Consider the following 14592-nt stretch of genomic DNA (forward strand, 5'->3'; position numbering starts at 1 on the left):
TAAATTTTGAATTTCTAAAAGAAATTTCTTTGTGAAAACTTTACTCATTATTGCATATTACTTTCCACCCTCGGGTGGTCCGGGAGTTCAGCGGGTTTTGAAGTATGTCAAGTATCTCCCACAGTTTGGAATTAAGCCAATTGTTCTAACCGTTGAAAATGGTGATTTTCCCGTTCGAGACGAAAGCTTGATGAAGGAAATTCCAAACGATGTAAAGGTTGTGCGTACGCCAATTTTCGAGCCTTATACATTGTATCGAAAATTAACGGGTAAAGCCCCCGGAACCCCAGTTGATGTGAACAATATTCCGAAAACGGGTGAAAAGAAAGGGTTCAATGAGAGTGCTGCCGATTTTATCCGAAGTAATTTTTTTATCCCCGATGCAAGAATGTTTTGGCAATTGACGGCTGTTCGTGAGGGGATAAAGGTTATCAAAACGCATCAAGTGGATGCAATTTATTCGTCGTCGCCACCCTATACTGCTGCGCTCATCGCAAGAAAATTGAGTAAGAAATCCGGATTGCCTTGGATTGCCGGATTTCGAGACCCTTGGCGAGGATTCCTCTCTGCTCCGAATCGGAGCGGAATTGCAGAAATGATTGATACTTATTTTGAACGCTCGGTTTACCAAGAATGTGATCGAATGGAAGTCGCTTGGAAAGGAATCGCAAAAGATTTTCAAGCCAAATATCCTAAGATCAATTCGGAGAAAGTAATTCATATCGAAAATGGCTTTGATGAAGCCGATATTCCTTCTCTTGATTCCCCACGAAACCAAGTATTTACAATAACTTACACAGGGTCGATGTATGGAAAAAGAACACCGGAGAAATTTTTAAATGCTATTGAAAAGCTGATTCAAGAAAAAAAAATAGAAATTGAGAAGATCAAACTTCGATTTGTCGGCAGGTTTGGTTCAGAAATTCATCGGTATTTCGAAAACCCAATTTATCACTCGGCAATTGAGGTAAAGCAGTATGTTCCGCATCACGAAAGCATCAAACTTTTGCTGGCTTCAGATGCGCTACTTTTAATTGTTGATGAAACTGAGGGAAGCAATGAAATCGTGCCCGGAAAAGTTTATGAGTATATCGGAACATCAAGACCAATCATTACGATTGCTCCGGAAGGTGCAATTTCAACCTTAATCAAAGAAACGGAAAGTGGATGGGTTGGTGCGCCAGATGACCCTGAGAAAATTCAATCTGGAATTCTTAAGCTTTATCAAGATTTTTATAGCGGAAAGAAATTGTGGAACGGAAACCCTCAAGAAATTCAAAAGTACACCCGCCGTGAATCAACCCGCAAACTTTCAGAACTAATTTTTGAAGTTTGCCGAAATCGGTAAAAAGTTTACTGAGAAAGAGCCGTCGCTCAATTACGAATGAATCCCTGAATGCATTGAATAACCAAAAGAAAGTTTGGAGATAATATCTGATTCCAAATCAAGAAAGTATTGCCATCGTGAAGCCATTTCTTCAGAAACCCCGATGCTTTCAGCTAAGTCGAGAAAAATTTTATAATGACCAGATTCCGAAGCGACAAGCTTTTGATAAAAAAGTGCAAGATCTTTTTCAATCGGAAGTGAAGTAAGAAGAATGAATCGCTCACAAGACCGAGCCTCAATTAATGCTGAAACCAAGAGTCTATCCAAAGTATCAAGTACTCCTTTGCCACTTCGAACATGTTTTCTTAATTCTTGTGCGTAAGGGTTGTGGTGAATGCGGCTTAAAACTCCTCCCCGATTTTTTAGCATCTTTAATACCATTTCCAAGTGTAGGGATTCATCCTTTGCAACAGCTGCCAAGGAATCGCACCAAAAAGATTCTTGTTGAATAGATCCCCATCGATTCAGCAATTCTAAGGCATTAAGAGCTGCTTTTTTTTCAAGATGAGCGTGGTCTGAAAGAAGTTCAAGTGGCTTTTGAGAAACGCGAAAAGCCCATTCTTCTGGAGTTTTCCAAATGAGTGGAAGTGCATTGAGATGTTTTTCCAATAATGGGGAATAGCTTGTATCACGACTAATCATTGAGCGAATATGATGATGTAAAGAAAAAGAATAAACTATTTGATAAATACCGTCTTGGCATTGACAAACTCTCTCATTCCGAATTCACCTAACTCTTTTCCAATTCCGGAATCTTTGATTCCCCCAAAGGGTAAACGAGGGTCTGATTTGACCATTGCATTAAAAAAGCAATTGCCTGCTTCAATTTTTGAAGCTAAACTTTCAAAACGGATTTGATCTTTTGTGAAAATCGTCGTTCCTAACCCGTAAATCGAGTCATTGGCAATCTCAATCGCCTCTGAATCATCTTTGGCTTGTATAATTGCGCCAAGTGGGCCAAATGTTTCCTCTTCAAAGGCAGGCATACCTTTTGTAACCTCGCTAAGCAGTGTGAGAGGCGCATAGAATCCACGCTCAGGAATGTGTTCTGTTCGGTAAACAGTTTTTGCACCTTTTTCTACCGATTTTGCAAATTGCCTTTCAATATTTTCGGCAAGGTCGAGTCGAGCAAGTGGACCAATGTCAGTTTCCGGGTTGAGTGGGTTCCCAATTTTCTTTTTAACAAAAACTTCAATCAATTTAGATTCAAATTCTTTGCGAACTTTTTTCACAACAATAAATCGCTTTGCCGCAATACAACTTTGACCGCTGTTCTGAAGTCTTGAATTGGCGGTTATTTCCGCAGCCAAATCCAAATCCGCATCTTCAAGAATAAGGTATGGGTCATTTCCTCCGAGTTCTAATACGGAACGCTTCAAATTTTTCCCTGCTTCAGAGGCTATTTTTCTTCCGGTCTCAGTACTTCCCGTGAATGAGACGCCTCGGATAAAAGGATGCTCAATGATCTCTTTGATACGCTCCGAAACGCGCTCGGGTGAAACAAGGATTGAAAAGAAGGTACCTTCAGGAAAACCCGCATCCTTAAAGATATTTTCAATGGCAATTGCACAACCGGTTGTGTTTGGAGCATGTTTAAGTAATACGGTATTCCCAGCTAGCAAAACAGGTAAAGCAAATCGAAAGACTTGCCAAAAAGGAAAATTCCACGGCATTACCCCAAGCACAATTCCCAATGCATCGAATCGGATATGGCTTTTTGCGGCATCGCTATTGACTTCAATTTGATTAAGAAAAACAAGTGCATCTTTTGCGTAAAAGTCGCAAGCTTTGATACATTTCTCGATTTCAGCCAAGCTCTGAACAATGGGTTTTCCCATTTCTATCGTGATGAGCTCGGCATACCGATTCTTATTTTTGGAGAGTATTTCGCTGAGTGTAGAAATCAATGTAGCACGTTCTTCAATGGGCGTTGCACGCCAATTTTTATAAACTGAATGTGAGATTTTTATACGGTCTTCAATTTCAGCCGCTGAATTTTCTTGATATGTGGAAAGGCTTTCACCCGTTGATGGGTTTTTGGTTTCTATCATCATAGAGTTGCACGGTGTTCAAATTTCAAGAGTAAGTTAGAATAATTCAACGATGCTTTATTCAATTACTTTGATAAGATCCCAAAATTTAATGGTGCTATCAGCCCCAAAGCTAACCAAAAAATCAGATTGACTTGAAAACCTTGTACGAAATACGCCACCAAGATGGGCACTAAGTGTTTCTAATTTTTTGGGGCTTTCTCTTCGATACAATCGAATAATCCCATCAGATCCCGCTGCGGAAAGCAAAGCTCCATTTGTAGAATAGATTAAATCCAAAATAAGTGAGGTTTCCGGATCTCCGGCACGAATCGTAGAAGTAGGAATATGAATTTGCCGTATGATTTTATCTTCTCCTGTGGCAGCCACCCAATCCTTACTTGACGCAACAGGATTCAATCGGCGTCGAGATCGAAGTATCGATTTTCCTGAAGAGCCATCTTGAATTCTTTGCGACATAATTTGTGCATCATTCGCGTAGCAAATGAACTCATTGTCTAAATGACTTGCAATGGCAAGTGATGAAATGGCATAAATGCTTGCACCAAAACTTCTTTTCAATTGAGTGTTCTTCAAATCATAAAAATGCAACGATTTATCTCGGGTAGCGATCATAAGCAATGGGGATTCATTACTGACAGCCAAAGCTGTAACAGGTTCAGGGAATTGATGTAGGAGTTTTTGAATAACCTTTCGCTGAGCTATCTCATCAATCATTATTTCAAAGATCTCACCGCTACTCGTGCCGATAAATAGCGAAGATTTAGTGTGAGTAATGGTGGTAATTGCAGAAGTGAATGGTATCTCAAAAAAAGGAGCCGTGACTTCAATTCCGTTTCTTGAGGGGGTGCTTTCGTAAAACCTTAAAGTATGATTTTGTTGATTCGAATCAGAAAAAGCAAGGGCGATAAGATTACTGAATCCAAAGACCTCCCCGATTCTCGGTTGAAATGATAGTTTTATTTCTCCTTGATTTATTGCGGGTATAAATCTTAAAACTTCACGAGGTTTATCGGTAATGTCTTCGGGTTTTACAAAACGCCACAAGATCGAAAGCCCACTCATTAAAAGAATAAGGACGAGAACCCCATTGCGTGCAACTTTGGAATTACCTCTTGTGGCATCACGCATAGACTCAACACTTGAAGAATTAGCAGCATATTCATTAAAACGACTTCCGTCAAAACCCTTCTTGGAAGCAAAAGCAGCAGCATCGGATAGGCTACGCATATACTGGATGTCATATTCTGCGCGCTTTGCGGGGTCAAGAAGCGTTTCTTTTGCTTGGTTCAGAAATTGTGCGAGTTTTTCTGCTTTTACACGGTCTTCTTCAGCAATGTTTTGAAGTTTATCGGGATGAACGGTTTTAATGAACTGCATGTAGGCTTTCCGAATTTCATCGGGTGATGCCTTATAGGTGAGGCCAAGTAATTCGTAATAATCGATAAAACCTTCTGAATGTTGATTAGGGCTTTGCATACTTCAAAACTAATTTGCAATAAAATTATGAGCGACTATTGCGGTCAAGGTCGATTTCAATTTCTTTTTTAACAAAGAAAAAGTCTTTCTGTTGGGTTAAAAAAATTCCGATAATCGCGATTGACCCACCAATTAAAAAAAGGGCAGAGAGGCGTTCTCCAATCGTTAAATAACTTACAGTTGCTGCAACAATCGGCTGAGCATTCATAAAAATAGACACCTTTGAGGCTTCTAGCCTTGAAATTGCATAAGTAAGTAAGAGATAAGCCACTGCCGCCCCTAAAACAGTTACATAAGCAAAACCAATCCAAGCCGTAGGTGATATGAACTGAAGTGATGTTATGAAATCATTTAATGTGAAATAACCGATTGCTATCGGTAAAAACTGCACGAAACCAATCATCATAAAAAGTGCTGTTGAAGCAATGGAATCGATTGGCTGAGAGAGTGTATTCATAATTTTTTTCCCGAGCGAAATGTAAATCGCCCAACTGATCACTGCACCCAAAATCATCAAATTTCCAAACCATAATTCCTCACCAAATCCGAAGTCAAGACCTCTTGAAAAAAGTACGATCAATGCGCCGGTAAAAGCCATTGCAATTCCTAAACCTTTTTGAAAACTGAAACCCTCAGATTTCAAAAATACAATCGAAATTATCATCACAAATAAAGGCGTCATCGCATAGAGAAGGGCACTGTTGGCGGGAAGTGCATATTTCATTCCTGCTAAAAAAAGAAATTGATTAATCGTGACTCCAAAAAGGGCAAGTACCGAAAGTTTAAAATAATCTTTGAAGGGAAGAAAGATTTTCTGTATTGAACCGGAAAAAAATAGATAGCAGACAAAAATGAGTGAAGCGCCAAACATTCTCAAAAATGTGAAGATGACTGGCGGAATTTCTTTTGAAGCATTGTGAGCAAAAGTAAACCCTGACCCCGCTAATAGGGTTTGCCCAAGCATTGCGGCAATCGCCCATTTTCGCTCACGTTCCGTCATTGTTTCTTAATATGATTTTAATCTTGAAATCACCAAAGTTAAACAACCAAGAATGTATATTCAGATTGTTTCGTTTACCCGCTTTTATTATAATTCAACTTTATAGCCTTATGAAAAAATTTATATCACTTCTTGCAATCTCATTATTTCTTTCAGTCGGTTCACAAGCCCAAGTTTTTTTGCTTGACGAATCATTTAGCTCAGGGACTTCTGCAGATTCGCTCAACGGTACAAATGGATGGGTAAAGCATAGCGGTGGTGGTGGAACAAGCCCACGCGGTGTTGCTCAAATTTATTATGTGACAACCCCAAGTGATTTAGGTAACAGCCTAAACTATTCAGGTTTACTCTTCTCACCATCAGGTGGAAGAATTCAAACCATTTCAGGTAACTCTGAAGACTTAAATAAAGCATTATCTACACCTGTTACTTCAGGTGTAGTTTATTTAACTGCTCTCGTAAAAGTATTGAATACAACAGGTCTCAGTGCAACCGCGCCGGATTATTTTCTACACTTTGCACAACAATCAGGAGGTACAGGAGTTTCCTCTTTTGGTGGTAGATTGTTTGTACGCTTAGCAAGCGCCGGCTCTTCAAAAATTCAATTTGGAATTCAAAATAATTCCGGAGGCTCACCAACTCAAACTTGGCAAAGTGATTCTTTAGATGTAAATCAAACAGCTGTTGTTGTAGTTAAATATGATTTAACTGCAAGCCCGACTCAAACTGCAACACTTTGGGTTAACCCTACCCTTGGTGGAAGTTCAGAGCCGACTGCAAATGCATCAAATAACTCTGGAACAAATACATTAACTCAAGTCGGTTCTGTTTGCGTTCGCCAAGGAAATGCAGCAACTGGAAATATTGAAATCGATGAAATTCGTGTTTCTCAATCTTGGGGCGATGTTTCTCTCCCGGTAGAACTCTCTTCATTTAATTCAAGACTCACCAACCGTGGTGTTGAGCTCACTTGGTCAACCGCATCCGAAACAAACAACGCAGGTTTTGAAGTTGAACGCTCAAATGGTAGCGGATGGTCAAAACTTTCATTTGTTAAAGGGAACGGTACAACCACCGAAGCAAAGTCATATTCATTCAATGATGCTTCTGCGACAGGAAGAGTTTCCTATCGCTTAAAGCAAGTTGATTTTGACGGCAAATTCGAGTATTCATCCATCATTGAAGTTGATGCTGGTATGCCCCGGGCTTTCGAACTTTCTCAAAACTATCCGAATCCGTTTAACCCTTCAACAACCATTGCAATTCAATTACCGGTTGCTTCAGAAGTCAAATTGGAAGTGTTTGATCTTTTGGGTCGCAAAGTGGCAACTCTCTTAGATGGCAAAATGGAAGCAGGTCGTTATTCTCCTGTGTTTGAAGGTGTGAACCTTTCAAGCGGTGTTTATCTATATCGCTTGCAAGCAGGAGCATTTGTTTCAACCAAAAAAATGATGCTCGTTAAGTAAGATGAGTAATATCTAATTCAAAAAGGGCGATTTAACCAATCGCCCTTTTTATTTCCGGTCAAATTTCATGATAAACAGAATATTAATTTCGTTGCTCCTAATTTGTATAGCGGTGACTTTTGCAAATGCTCAAAACATTATTCAACGCCAAAGTTTTGAAAGCACGCCAAACGCAACACCTTGGAGCTATACGGGAACACCGGCAATTGTAACGGGTAATGGATTACTTCCTGCAACCAATGTCGCCGCAGATGGTTCCGCTGCTTGGGGTGTAACCAATGCCAATACCACCCTTACCTTTTCGAATGTTTCCGTTTCAGGTTACTCATCAGCCTATATTCAGTTTCGGTTGGCTGCGTTTTCGATGAATACCACAGGAAACGGAATGGAAGCCTCAGATAGTGTCATAGTAGAAGTAAGTGGCAATGGGGGGACTTCATTCTCAAGAGAATGTATTGTCATTGGCTCCTCCGCCAATAATGCTGTTTGGGATTATTCAAGTACATCTTCCGCGACTGTTAATTACTCAGGTACCAATTCGCCGCAAGTATTTCAATCAACCGGTTCAGGGGCATCAACAACCGGCGGAGTGAGCACAGTTCGAATCAATTTATCGAGTCTTTCTCAAGTCACTTTAAGAATCACTGCAAGAAATAACAGTGCCAATGAACGATGGTGTATTGACGATGTTCAGTTGGTTGGCTCTGCACCTTCGAAGCCTCCGGTAAAATTGGCTATTACTCAAATCACACCGGCAATCCCATTTGCGGGGCAGTCATTTTCATACACAATTCAAGCCCAAGATTCTGTGGGGGTTCAACAACGAGTTAGCGAATTGACCGAAGTTTCTCTTTCAGTAGCAGAGGGAAGTGGCGTTTTAAGTGGAGCTACAACGGCGATTTTAGAAGAAAATGAATCGTCCACCACAGTGACCGGCTTGGTTTATTCACAAGTTGAAAACAACATCAGGCTTCTTGCAAAAGTAACATCCGGAACATCGCTCGATTCGGCCTTAAGTACGCCGTTTAATGTTCAAGCAGTTGTTGCTCCTGTAAAGTGGAAAATCACATCAATTACGCCTACAACCCTTGTTGCAGGAAGGCCGTTTACGGTAACCGTTCAAAGTCAAGATTCCAATGGGAATTCACAACCCTTGACCGAAAACAAGCAATTACAGATTTCGAAAGTCGGCGGTACAGGTTCACTTACCGGTACGATGAGCATTAATGCGGGTGTGGGGCAATCTGTCTTTAATTTCAGTGGTCTTCAATATTCAGTCGCTGAATCAGGTCTTTCAATTGTTGCTTCAAATAGCTTGGGAAGTGCTCTCACTTCAGATACAGTTTTTTCAATTTCATTTCAACAACCAACAAGTGGCGTAACCCAAACCGTTTTATTTGAAGGGCAAAGTGGAACAGGGTTACTCAGTGCGGTGGTTAGTTCGTACAAGCCGAGTTCAACACCAAGCTACGACGCAGCAAGAAATTATCTTTACACCGATGTTTACAATGTCAATGGGAAACTCTCATGTGTTTACACCGGGTTTACCATCAACTTTACAAGCGGCTCGCCTTCAAATATCAATTGTGAGCACACTTTCCCCCAAAGCAAAGGAGCAGACGGTCAAGCAAAAAGTGATATGCACCATCTTTATCCAACACGGCCTGATGTAAACAGCGATCGCGGGAGCTATCCCTTTGGCGATATCAATGAAAACGCGGTTCAATATTGGTATCGAGATTCGGAGTATCGTAGAACTTCTAAACCAACTTCAAATATTTTAGAATATAGTCGTTACGCTTCTGGAATTTTTGAACCAAGGGCAGACCACAAAGGAAATGTGGCAAGAGCTGTGTTCTACTTTTATACGATGTATAAATCTCAAGCTGATTCTGAAGACCCCAATTTCTTTAATGGCATGCGAAATGTATTGTATAGGTGGCATTATCAAGACCCGGTGGATTCAACTGAATATGCGAGAACGCAAAAAATTGCAGGATATCAGGGCGGGAAAGCTAATCCGTTTGTATTGGATTCAACACTTTTGCGCCGCGCCTATTTCCCAAATATCATTGCCTCAGCAAGTGAAAATAAAAGCATGCCAACCGCGTTTACACTACGTCAAAATTTTCCGAATCCTTTTAATCCCTCCACGATGATTGAATTTCAGTTGGAAAATTCCGAATCGATAACACTTTCCGTGATGGATATTTTAGGCAGAGAAGTTGCTTTATTGGTAAATGGAGAGCGAAGGGCAGCCGGAAGGCATCAATTGCAATTCGATTCAAACCGATACAAACTCAGTTCGGGAATTTACTTTTTGAGATTATCTGCCGGTTCAAATCTCGCTACCGTGAAGATGATGCTGGTGAAGTAGTTGAAGAATGGAAAATTTGGGAGTTTGCTAAAATCAAAAACGGGGCGTTAACCCCGTTTTTGATTTCTACCAATTTTAGTTTAATGGGGCGTTCAGAAAGGATTCGCGTAACTGTTCAAGTTTGCGTTTGATACTACCATCTATTACGGTATCACCGATACGAACGGTAAAACCGCCAATCAAGGAAGAATCTGAACTGACTTTTGGACGAATTTTTTTCATCGTCATTGATTCAAGCTTTGACATAAGCGCGTTAAGCTGCACGTCATTAAGCGAAATTGCGGATTTCACTTCAACTTCAATTAAACCATTTTTTTCGTCGAGCAAATGAAAAAACTCAACTGAAACACTTTCAATGTAGGCGGCACGATCTTTTTCTATAATCAATTTCAACGAATTCAGGGTAGCCGGTGAAATTTTATTTTGAAACAGTTGTGTGAAGATCTGAACCTTATCAAAGTTTTTGATGATTGGGCTTTGAAGTGCTACTGCGAGTTGCCTTGAATTTTTTAGGCTTTCCAGAATAGTTGCAAAATCTTCTGAAAATTGTGATAAAGAATTCGTTTCAATAGCAAATTCGAAAATTGCAGATGCGTAACGCCTTCCAACAAGTGATTTCATAATTACTTTTGCAATGTTTCAGTTTTCATTTCATCAATGATTGAAGCAATCACATTTTTATGCTTTTCGGCATCAAGCGTATTGCGAATAATCATTTCAGCCCCTTTAATGGCAAGGTCGCTGACTTCATTCCGAAGTTGGCTTAAAGCAAGTTGTTTTTCGTTTTCGATTTCAACTTTTGCGTCTGTAACCATTTTTCTTGCCTCAGCACTGGCTTTATCGCGAATGTCTTGAGCAAGTTTTTCGCCGTAGTTTCTTGCGTCTTTTATAATCTTTTCAGCTTCAATCTCAGCTTTTTTTAAGATTTCCCGATTTTCAATCAGAATTTTTTCGGCCTCTTTACGCGCGATTTCTGCTCTTTCAATAGCAGATTGGATATTTTTTTCACGCTCGTCAAGCGCTGCCAGAATTGGTCCCCAAGCAATTTTCCGGAGAACAAACAGCAGAACAAGAAACGTTATTGCAGTCCAGAAAATCAATCCGGGGTTTGGTGAAAGTAAAGAACCTTCGAGAATAACAGGAAAGATCATAATCTTTTCAAATTTGTTGAGTCAGGTCGCTTAAAAAAAGAAAGGGCACTTTAACAAAAGTAAAATGCCCTATAGCTTCGTTTACTTACCGGTCAATACGAAAGCAACAACGATTGCAATAATCGCTGCACCTTCGATCAAACCTGCGGCAATCAATGTAATCCCGCGAATAGCACCTTCAGCTTGTGGTTGGCGGGCAATACTTTCGACTGCTGAACCGGCAACGCGTCCGATACCAACACCGGCGCCAATTGCGGCCATTCCTGCGCCAATTCCTGCTGCCAAATAGGCAAGTGCTGCATTTTCCATTGTGATGTAATCCTCCAAATGATGTTATTAAAAAAAAATAATTTTACGACAAGTTAAATTTTAATGACTGTGCTCAGTCGCCATACCAATAAAAACACTGGTAAGCATTGTAAAAATGAATGCCTGCATAAATGAAACAAAGATCTCCAAAAGATAGACACCAAGTGTCACCGTAACACTTAAAACACCAACCACATAGCTTTGGTATAGAAATGTAAGTCCCAACAAAGTGACAATGACAATGTGACCTGCGATCATATTCGCAAAAAGCCGCATTGTGAGCGCAAAAGGCTTAATAAATAAACCAATAACTTCTACAGGAACCATAATTGGCCAAAGAAACCAAGGCGTTCCACCGGTTAAATGTGCCAAATAACCACCAACACCGTTTGCTCGAAGTCCCGCATATTGAATAATTAAAAAAGAAAAAATGGCAAGTGTCATTGTTACTGCAATATTACCGGTAGCGGTGGCCGCGAATGGGATTAATCCTAAAAGGTTGCAACTGAGAATGAAAAAGAAGACGGTTAAAAGATATGGTAAAAAGCGTTGATAACCGTGAGGAATATTCGGCTTTGCAATATCATTAATCACAAATTCAACAACAACTTCAATGGCATTTTGAAGCCCTTTAGGAGCAGTTGTTGAAGTAGATTGTTTATATGCTCTCGAAACACTAATGAAAAGTATAATCAAAATGAGTGTAGCTACCCACATCATCACAACATGCCTTGTGATTGAAAGATCGATTTCAAATCCGCCAACATGTATTGGTGCAAAGCGAGGTAGGTGAATTTCAAAAAAGGGAAGGAAATCTAGGGTATAAGCATCCATAATATGATGCATTGCATCTATTTTTTCGTCGTGACCAGAGGATTCAGAGGCCTCAAGAGAGGAAATTGTAAATACAAATAATGTTAGGATAAGGCCTATTTTACAAATTCCTGTATGTGAATTCCGTTTGTAGCTATTTTTCATTAGAAAAAAACTGCTTTCGTTGAATGAATACAATTCTGCAAATATTTGCCCCTTTTCTCATTTCAATTCTTCTTTACTGTGAAGTTGAATCTTTTTGAGATATGAGAAAATTTCGATGGTAAAGAATATGATGTAGAAGAAAATAAGTCCAAAAATGAACTCGGTTTCTGCGATTTTTTTTCCCAAAATTAAGAAAGCAGCAATCGCCAAAGTCGCAAACATTCTCACTGCTAAACCACCAAGGACAATCGTAAAAAAACTTTTGGTAGGAAGAGAATAACCGAATTGAAAAAGTGCAAAACCTATGAGCGAATTAGACACCACGATTCCCCAAGAAACCAAAAGCGACGGCGTTTGATAAGTATTTTGAAACCCAAAAAGGAAATATCCTCCCCAAAAAAAGAAGCTAAAAATACTTGTCTTTGCAAGAAATTCAAAGAAAACGCGCATTAATAAGCGTCTAAACCTCCATAATGATATACTTTACGCTGATGCTTCCCCTAAACCAAATCGCTTAACCCTTTCAGAAAAGTGTAACTTCACATAAACATCATTTTAAGCGCCGCGAAATTACAACATTTCTAAGCAAAACAAGGCTATTTTGTTATTTTTTTTGAGGGTTTGAAATTTTTACTAAAAGCACCATCATTCCAATCATACCAAAAGCAATCCCGATAATTAAAAATAGAGGAAATGTATTGATGCTTTTATCAAGCCAATAACCTCCAAGAGAAAAAAAAACGATACTCACTGCAATTTGAAGCCCAACGCCAAGCGCATCATTTGTTTCACGAATATTCGTACTCTGCTTTGGTTTCTTTTCAGATTGAGAATCAGAATCTTTTTCATTATCAAGAGACATAGGCCGATAAAATTATGCAGTTACATCTAACTTTGCGAGTTTTTCAGCCTCTTTTCCGGGAGGAAGTTCAGAGGGATGAGGCATTTTGATTTGCATCGAAACCTTCCCATTCAATTGTGCACCGTCTTCGATGGCTAAAAGTTTGGTGGTCATATCGCCCTGTACGGTAGAAGTTGAATCAAGAATCAAATGTTCAGCTGAATTTAAGTTGCCTGTAATTCTTCCTGATACTTTAATGTTTTTTGCTGAAATATTCCCTTCAACAATACCCCCTTTTCCAATGGCTACATTTCCGATTGAAACGATATTGCCGATTATTTTTCCGTCAATTCGGATATTCCCGGTCGTTTCGAGATCGCCACGGCAAATCGTTCCTTCTGATAGAATACTCAGTTTATCGGTAGGCGTAGGTTCATGATTTTTTTTCCCGAACATAAAAGTTAGGCTGATGTTTCATTGAATTCTTTTGATCGCTTTGTTTTCAAGCAAAGCAAGAGTTGTTAAAGATAGAACAAAATTTGGAAAGCGGATAAAGGCGAGGTATTTTTAAAACTTGCGATTTAAACACTTCTTGCACCCGTAGCTCAACTGGATAGAGTGTCGGTCTCCGAAGCCGAAGGTTGTGGGTTCGACTCCCGCCGGGTGCACATTCCGTTTCTTCACATAAGCCTCAAGATGGATGTTTCCTTTACCCCATCCAAATTCGATTATAAGTTTAATTTTTTTGTTGTAACGCCTTGAGAAAAAAGAAATATCGATTTCCCTAACGATTTTTGGTTCTTGATAAGAAAACGGAATTTTCGAAATAAAGAACCTTTAATGATGAAAACTCATAGTATTTTCGCACTTCCATAAGTTTCATTTCTTTAAGAAAAAAAGTTTAGAAATCATGTCGGAAAGCACTTTACTTGGCAAAGCGTCTCGTTTTTTTAAACATGCTTTAGGGAAAGACAACGAAGAAAAATGGCAGGAGCAATATGCAAAGGGAGAATGGGCTTGGCTTAGAAATATCGATGAACTCGCGCATCACAGCATTTTGGCTGGTTACTTCCTTTACTTGAAACACGGCGGCAGTTTACTTGATATGGGATGCGGTGAAGGGCTCTTGCAGGAAAGGCTCAATCCGAATGATTACTCTGAATACTTGGGAATTGACTTCAGTGAACCCATAAAAATAGCCTCACTAAAGAATACAGAGAAAACACGTTTCGAAATTGGGGATATGAATACATTTTCGACTTCAAAGTTATTCGACGCAATTGCATTTAATGAATCGATTTATTACCTCGAAAAGGTAGGAGAGGCATTTCAAAGATATGAAAACTTCTTAAAGCCAGATGGGGTATTTCTCGTCAGTATTTTTGAAAAAGGAAATCATCAACCTATTTGGAATGAACTCCAAGCCAAATATGAAGTATTGGATTCCGTTACGGTCACGAATTCAGTTGGCACAGGATGGACTTGTAAAGTACTTGCAAGAAGAGGTTCAATTTCTGTTCCAAAAATTCAAAAGCCAAGTAAGTAATATTCCT

General features: G+C 39.6%; 15 protein-coding genes and 1 tRNA gene. 5 read left to right on the forward strand and 11 right to left on the reverse strand.

The window, feature by feature from the left end:
* Positions 1–31: 31 nt before the first annotated feature.
* Positions 32–1348 (forward strand): glycosyltransferase, encoded by a 1317-nt coding sequence (locus SFU91_10755; protein ID MDX2129501.1) that lies wholly within the window; start codon positions 32–34, stop codon positions 1346–1348.
* A gap of 30 nt (positions 1349–1378) precedes the next feature.
* Here SFU91_10755 and miaE read toward each other — a convergent pair whose 3' ends face one another.
* Genes miaE through SFU91_10775 form a run of 4 tightly spaced genes read right to left on the reverse strand, consistent with a single transcriptional unit; the run spans position 1379 to position 5917 of the window.
* Positions 1379–2029, reverse strand: a complete 651-nt coding sequence (miaE, locus tag SFU91_10760; GenBank protein ID MDX2129502.1) for a tRNA isopentenyl-2-thiomethyl-A-37 hydroxylase MiaE — start codon at positions 2027–2029, stop codon at positions 1379–1381.
* A 35-nt stretch (positions 2030–2064) separates the two neighbouring features.
* Positions 2065–3441 carry an NAD-dependent succinate-semialdehyde dehydrogenase gene (locus tag SFU91_10765; GenBank protein ID MDX2129503.1) on the reverse strand — a complete coding sequence of 459 codons (1377 nt, stop codon included), beginning with the start codon at positions 3439–3441 and terminating at the stop codon, positions 2065–2067.
* Between the two features lie 54 nt (positions 3442–3495).
* Positions 3496–4917: a DnaJ domain-containing protein gene (locus SFU91_10770; GenBank protein MDX2129504.1), complete on the reverse strand. Its 1422-nt coding sequence runs from the start codon at positions 4915–4917 to the stop codon at positions 3496–3498.
* Between the two features lie 25 nt (positions 4918–4942).
* Positions 4943–5917, reverse strand: coding sequence for a DMT family transporter (locus tag SFU91_10775; GenBank protein MDX2129505.1), 975 nt, complete (start codon positions 5915–5917; stop codon positions 4943–4945).
* A gap of 110 nt (positions 5918–6027) precedes the next feature.
* On the opposite strand from SFU91_10775, the gene SFU91_10780 reads away from it, so the two are divergent.
* A complete protein-coding gene (locus SFU91_10780; GenBank protein MDX2129506.1) occupies positions 6028–7383 on the forward strand; it encodes a T9SS type A sorting domain-containing protein in 1356 nt (451 codons plus the stop codon).
* Between the two features lie 112 nt (positions 7384–7495).
* Positions 7496–9760, forward strand: coding sequence for an endonuclease (locus tag SFU91_10785; protein ID MDX2129507.1), 2265 nt, complete (start codon positions 7496–7498; stop codon positions 9758–9760).
* Positions 9761–9835: 75 nt separating this feature from the next.
* On the opposite strand, the gene atpH is transcribed toward SFU91_10785, so the two are convergent.
* The 7 genes from atpH to SFU91_10820 all read right to left on the reverse strand — a co-directional run bounded on the left by atpH (position 9836) and on the right by SFU91_10820 (position 13495).
* Complete coding sequence (gene atpH / locus SFU91_10790) at positions 9836–10381, reverse strand: ATP synthase F1 subunit delta (GenBank protein MDX2129508.1); 546 nt, start codon at positions 10379–10381, stop codon at positions 9836–9838.
* Between the two features lie 2 nt (positions 10382–10383).
* A complete protein-coding gene (locus SFU91_10795; GenBank protein ID MDX2129509.1) occupies positions 10384–10911 on the reverse strand; it encodes a F0F1 ATP synthase subunit B in 528 nt (175 codons plus the stop codon).
* Between the two features lie 81 nt (positions 10912–10992).
* Positions 10993–11220 (reverse strand): ATP synthase F0 subunit C, encoded by a 228-nt coding sequence (gene atpE, locus SFU91_10800; GenBank protein ID MDX2129510.1) that lies wholly within the window; start codon positions 11218–11220, stop codon positions 10993–10995.
* A gap of 60 nt (positions 11221–11280) precedes the next feature.
* On the reverse strand, positions 11281–12198 hold the full coding sequence (gene atpB, locus SFU91_10805; GenBank protein MDX2129511.1) for a F0F1 ATP synthase subunit A: 918 nt from the start codon (positions 12196–12198) through the stop codon (positions 11281–11283).
* A gap of 57 nt (positions 12199–12255) precedes the next feature.
* Positions 12256–12648 (reverse strand): hypothetical protein, encoded by a 393-nt coding sequence (locus tag SFU91_10810; GenBank protein ID MDX2129512.1) that lies wholly within the window; start codon positions 12646–12648, stop codon positions 12256–12258.
* Positions 12649–12802: 154 nt separating this feature from the next.
* On the reverse strand, positions 12803–13060 hold the full coding sequence (locus SFU91_10815; protein MDX2129513.1) for an AtpZ/AtpI family protein: 258 nt from the start codon (positions 13058–13060) through the stop codon (positions 12803–12805).
* 12 nt (positions 13061–13072) lie between these two features.
* Positions 13073–13495: a polymer-forming cytoskeletal protein gene (locus tag SFU91_10820; protein MDX2129514.1), complete on the reverse strand. Its 423-nt coding sequence runs from the start codon at positions 13493–13495 to the stop codon at positions 13073–13075.
* Positions 13496–13633: 138 nt separating this feature from the next.
* Here SFU91_10820 and SFU91_10825 point away from each other — a divergent pair.
* Positions 13634–13707: transfer RNA gene (locus SFU91_10825), tRNA-Arg, on the forward strand.
* Between the two features lie 242 nt (positions 13708–13949).
* Positions 13950–14585, forward strand: a complete 636-nt coding sequence (locus tag SFU91_10830; protein MDX2129515.1) for a methyltransferase domain-containing protein — start codon at positions 13950–13952, stop codon at positions 14583–14585.
* The last annotated feature ends 7 nt before the right edge of the window (positions 14586–14592 follow it).

The sequence above is a fragment of the Chloroherpetonaceae bacterium genome (assembly GCA_033763895.1).
In the GTDB taxonomy this organism is placed as follows: domain Bacteria; phylum Bacteroidota; class Chlorobiia; order Chlorobiales; family Thermochlorobacteraceae; genus JANRJQ01.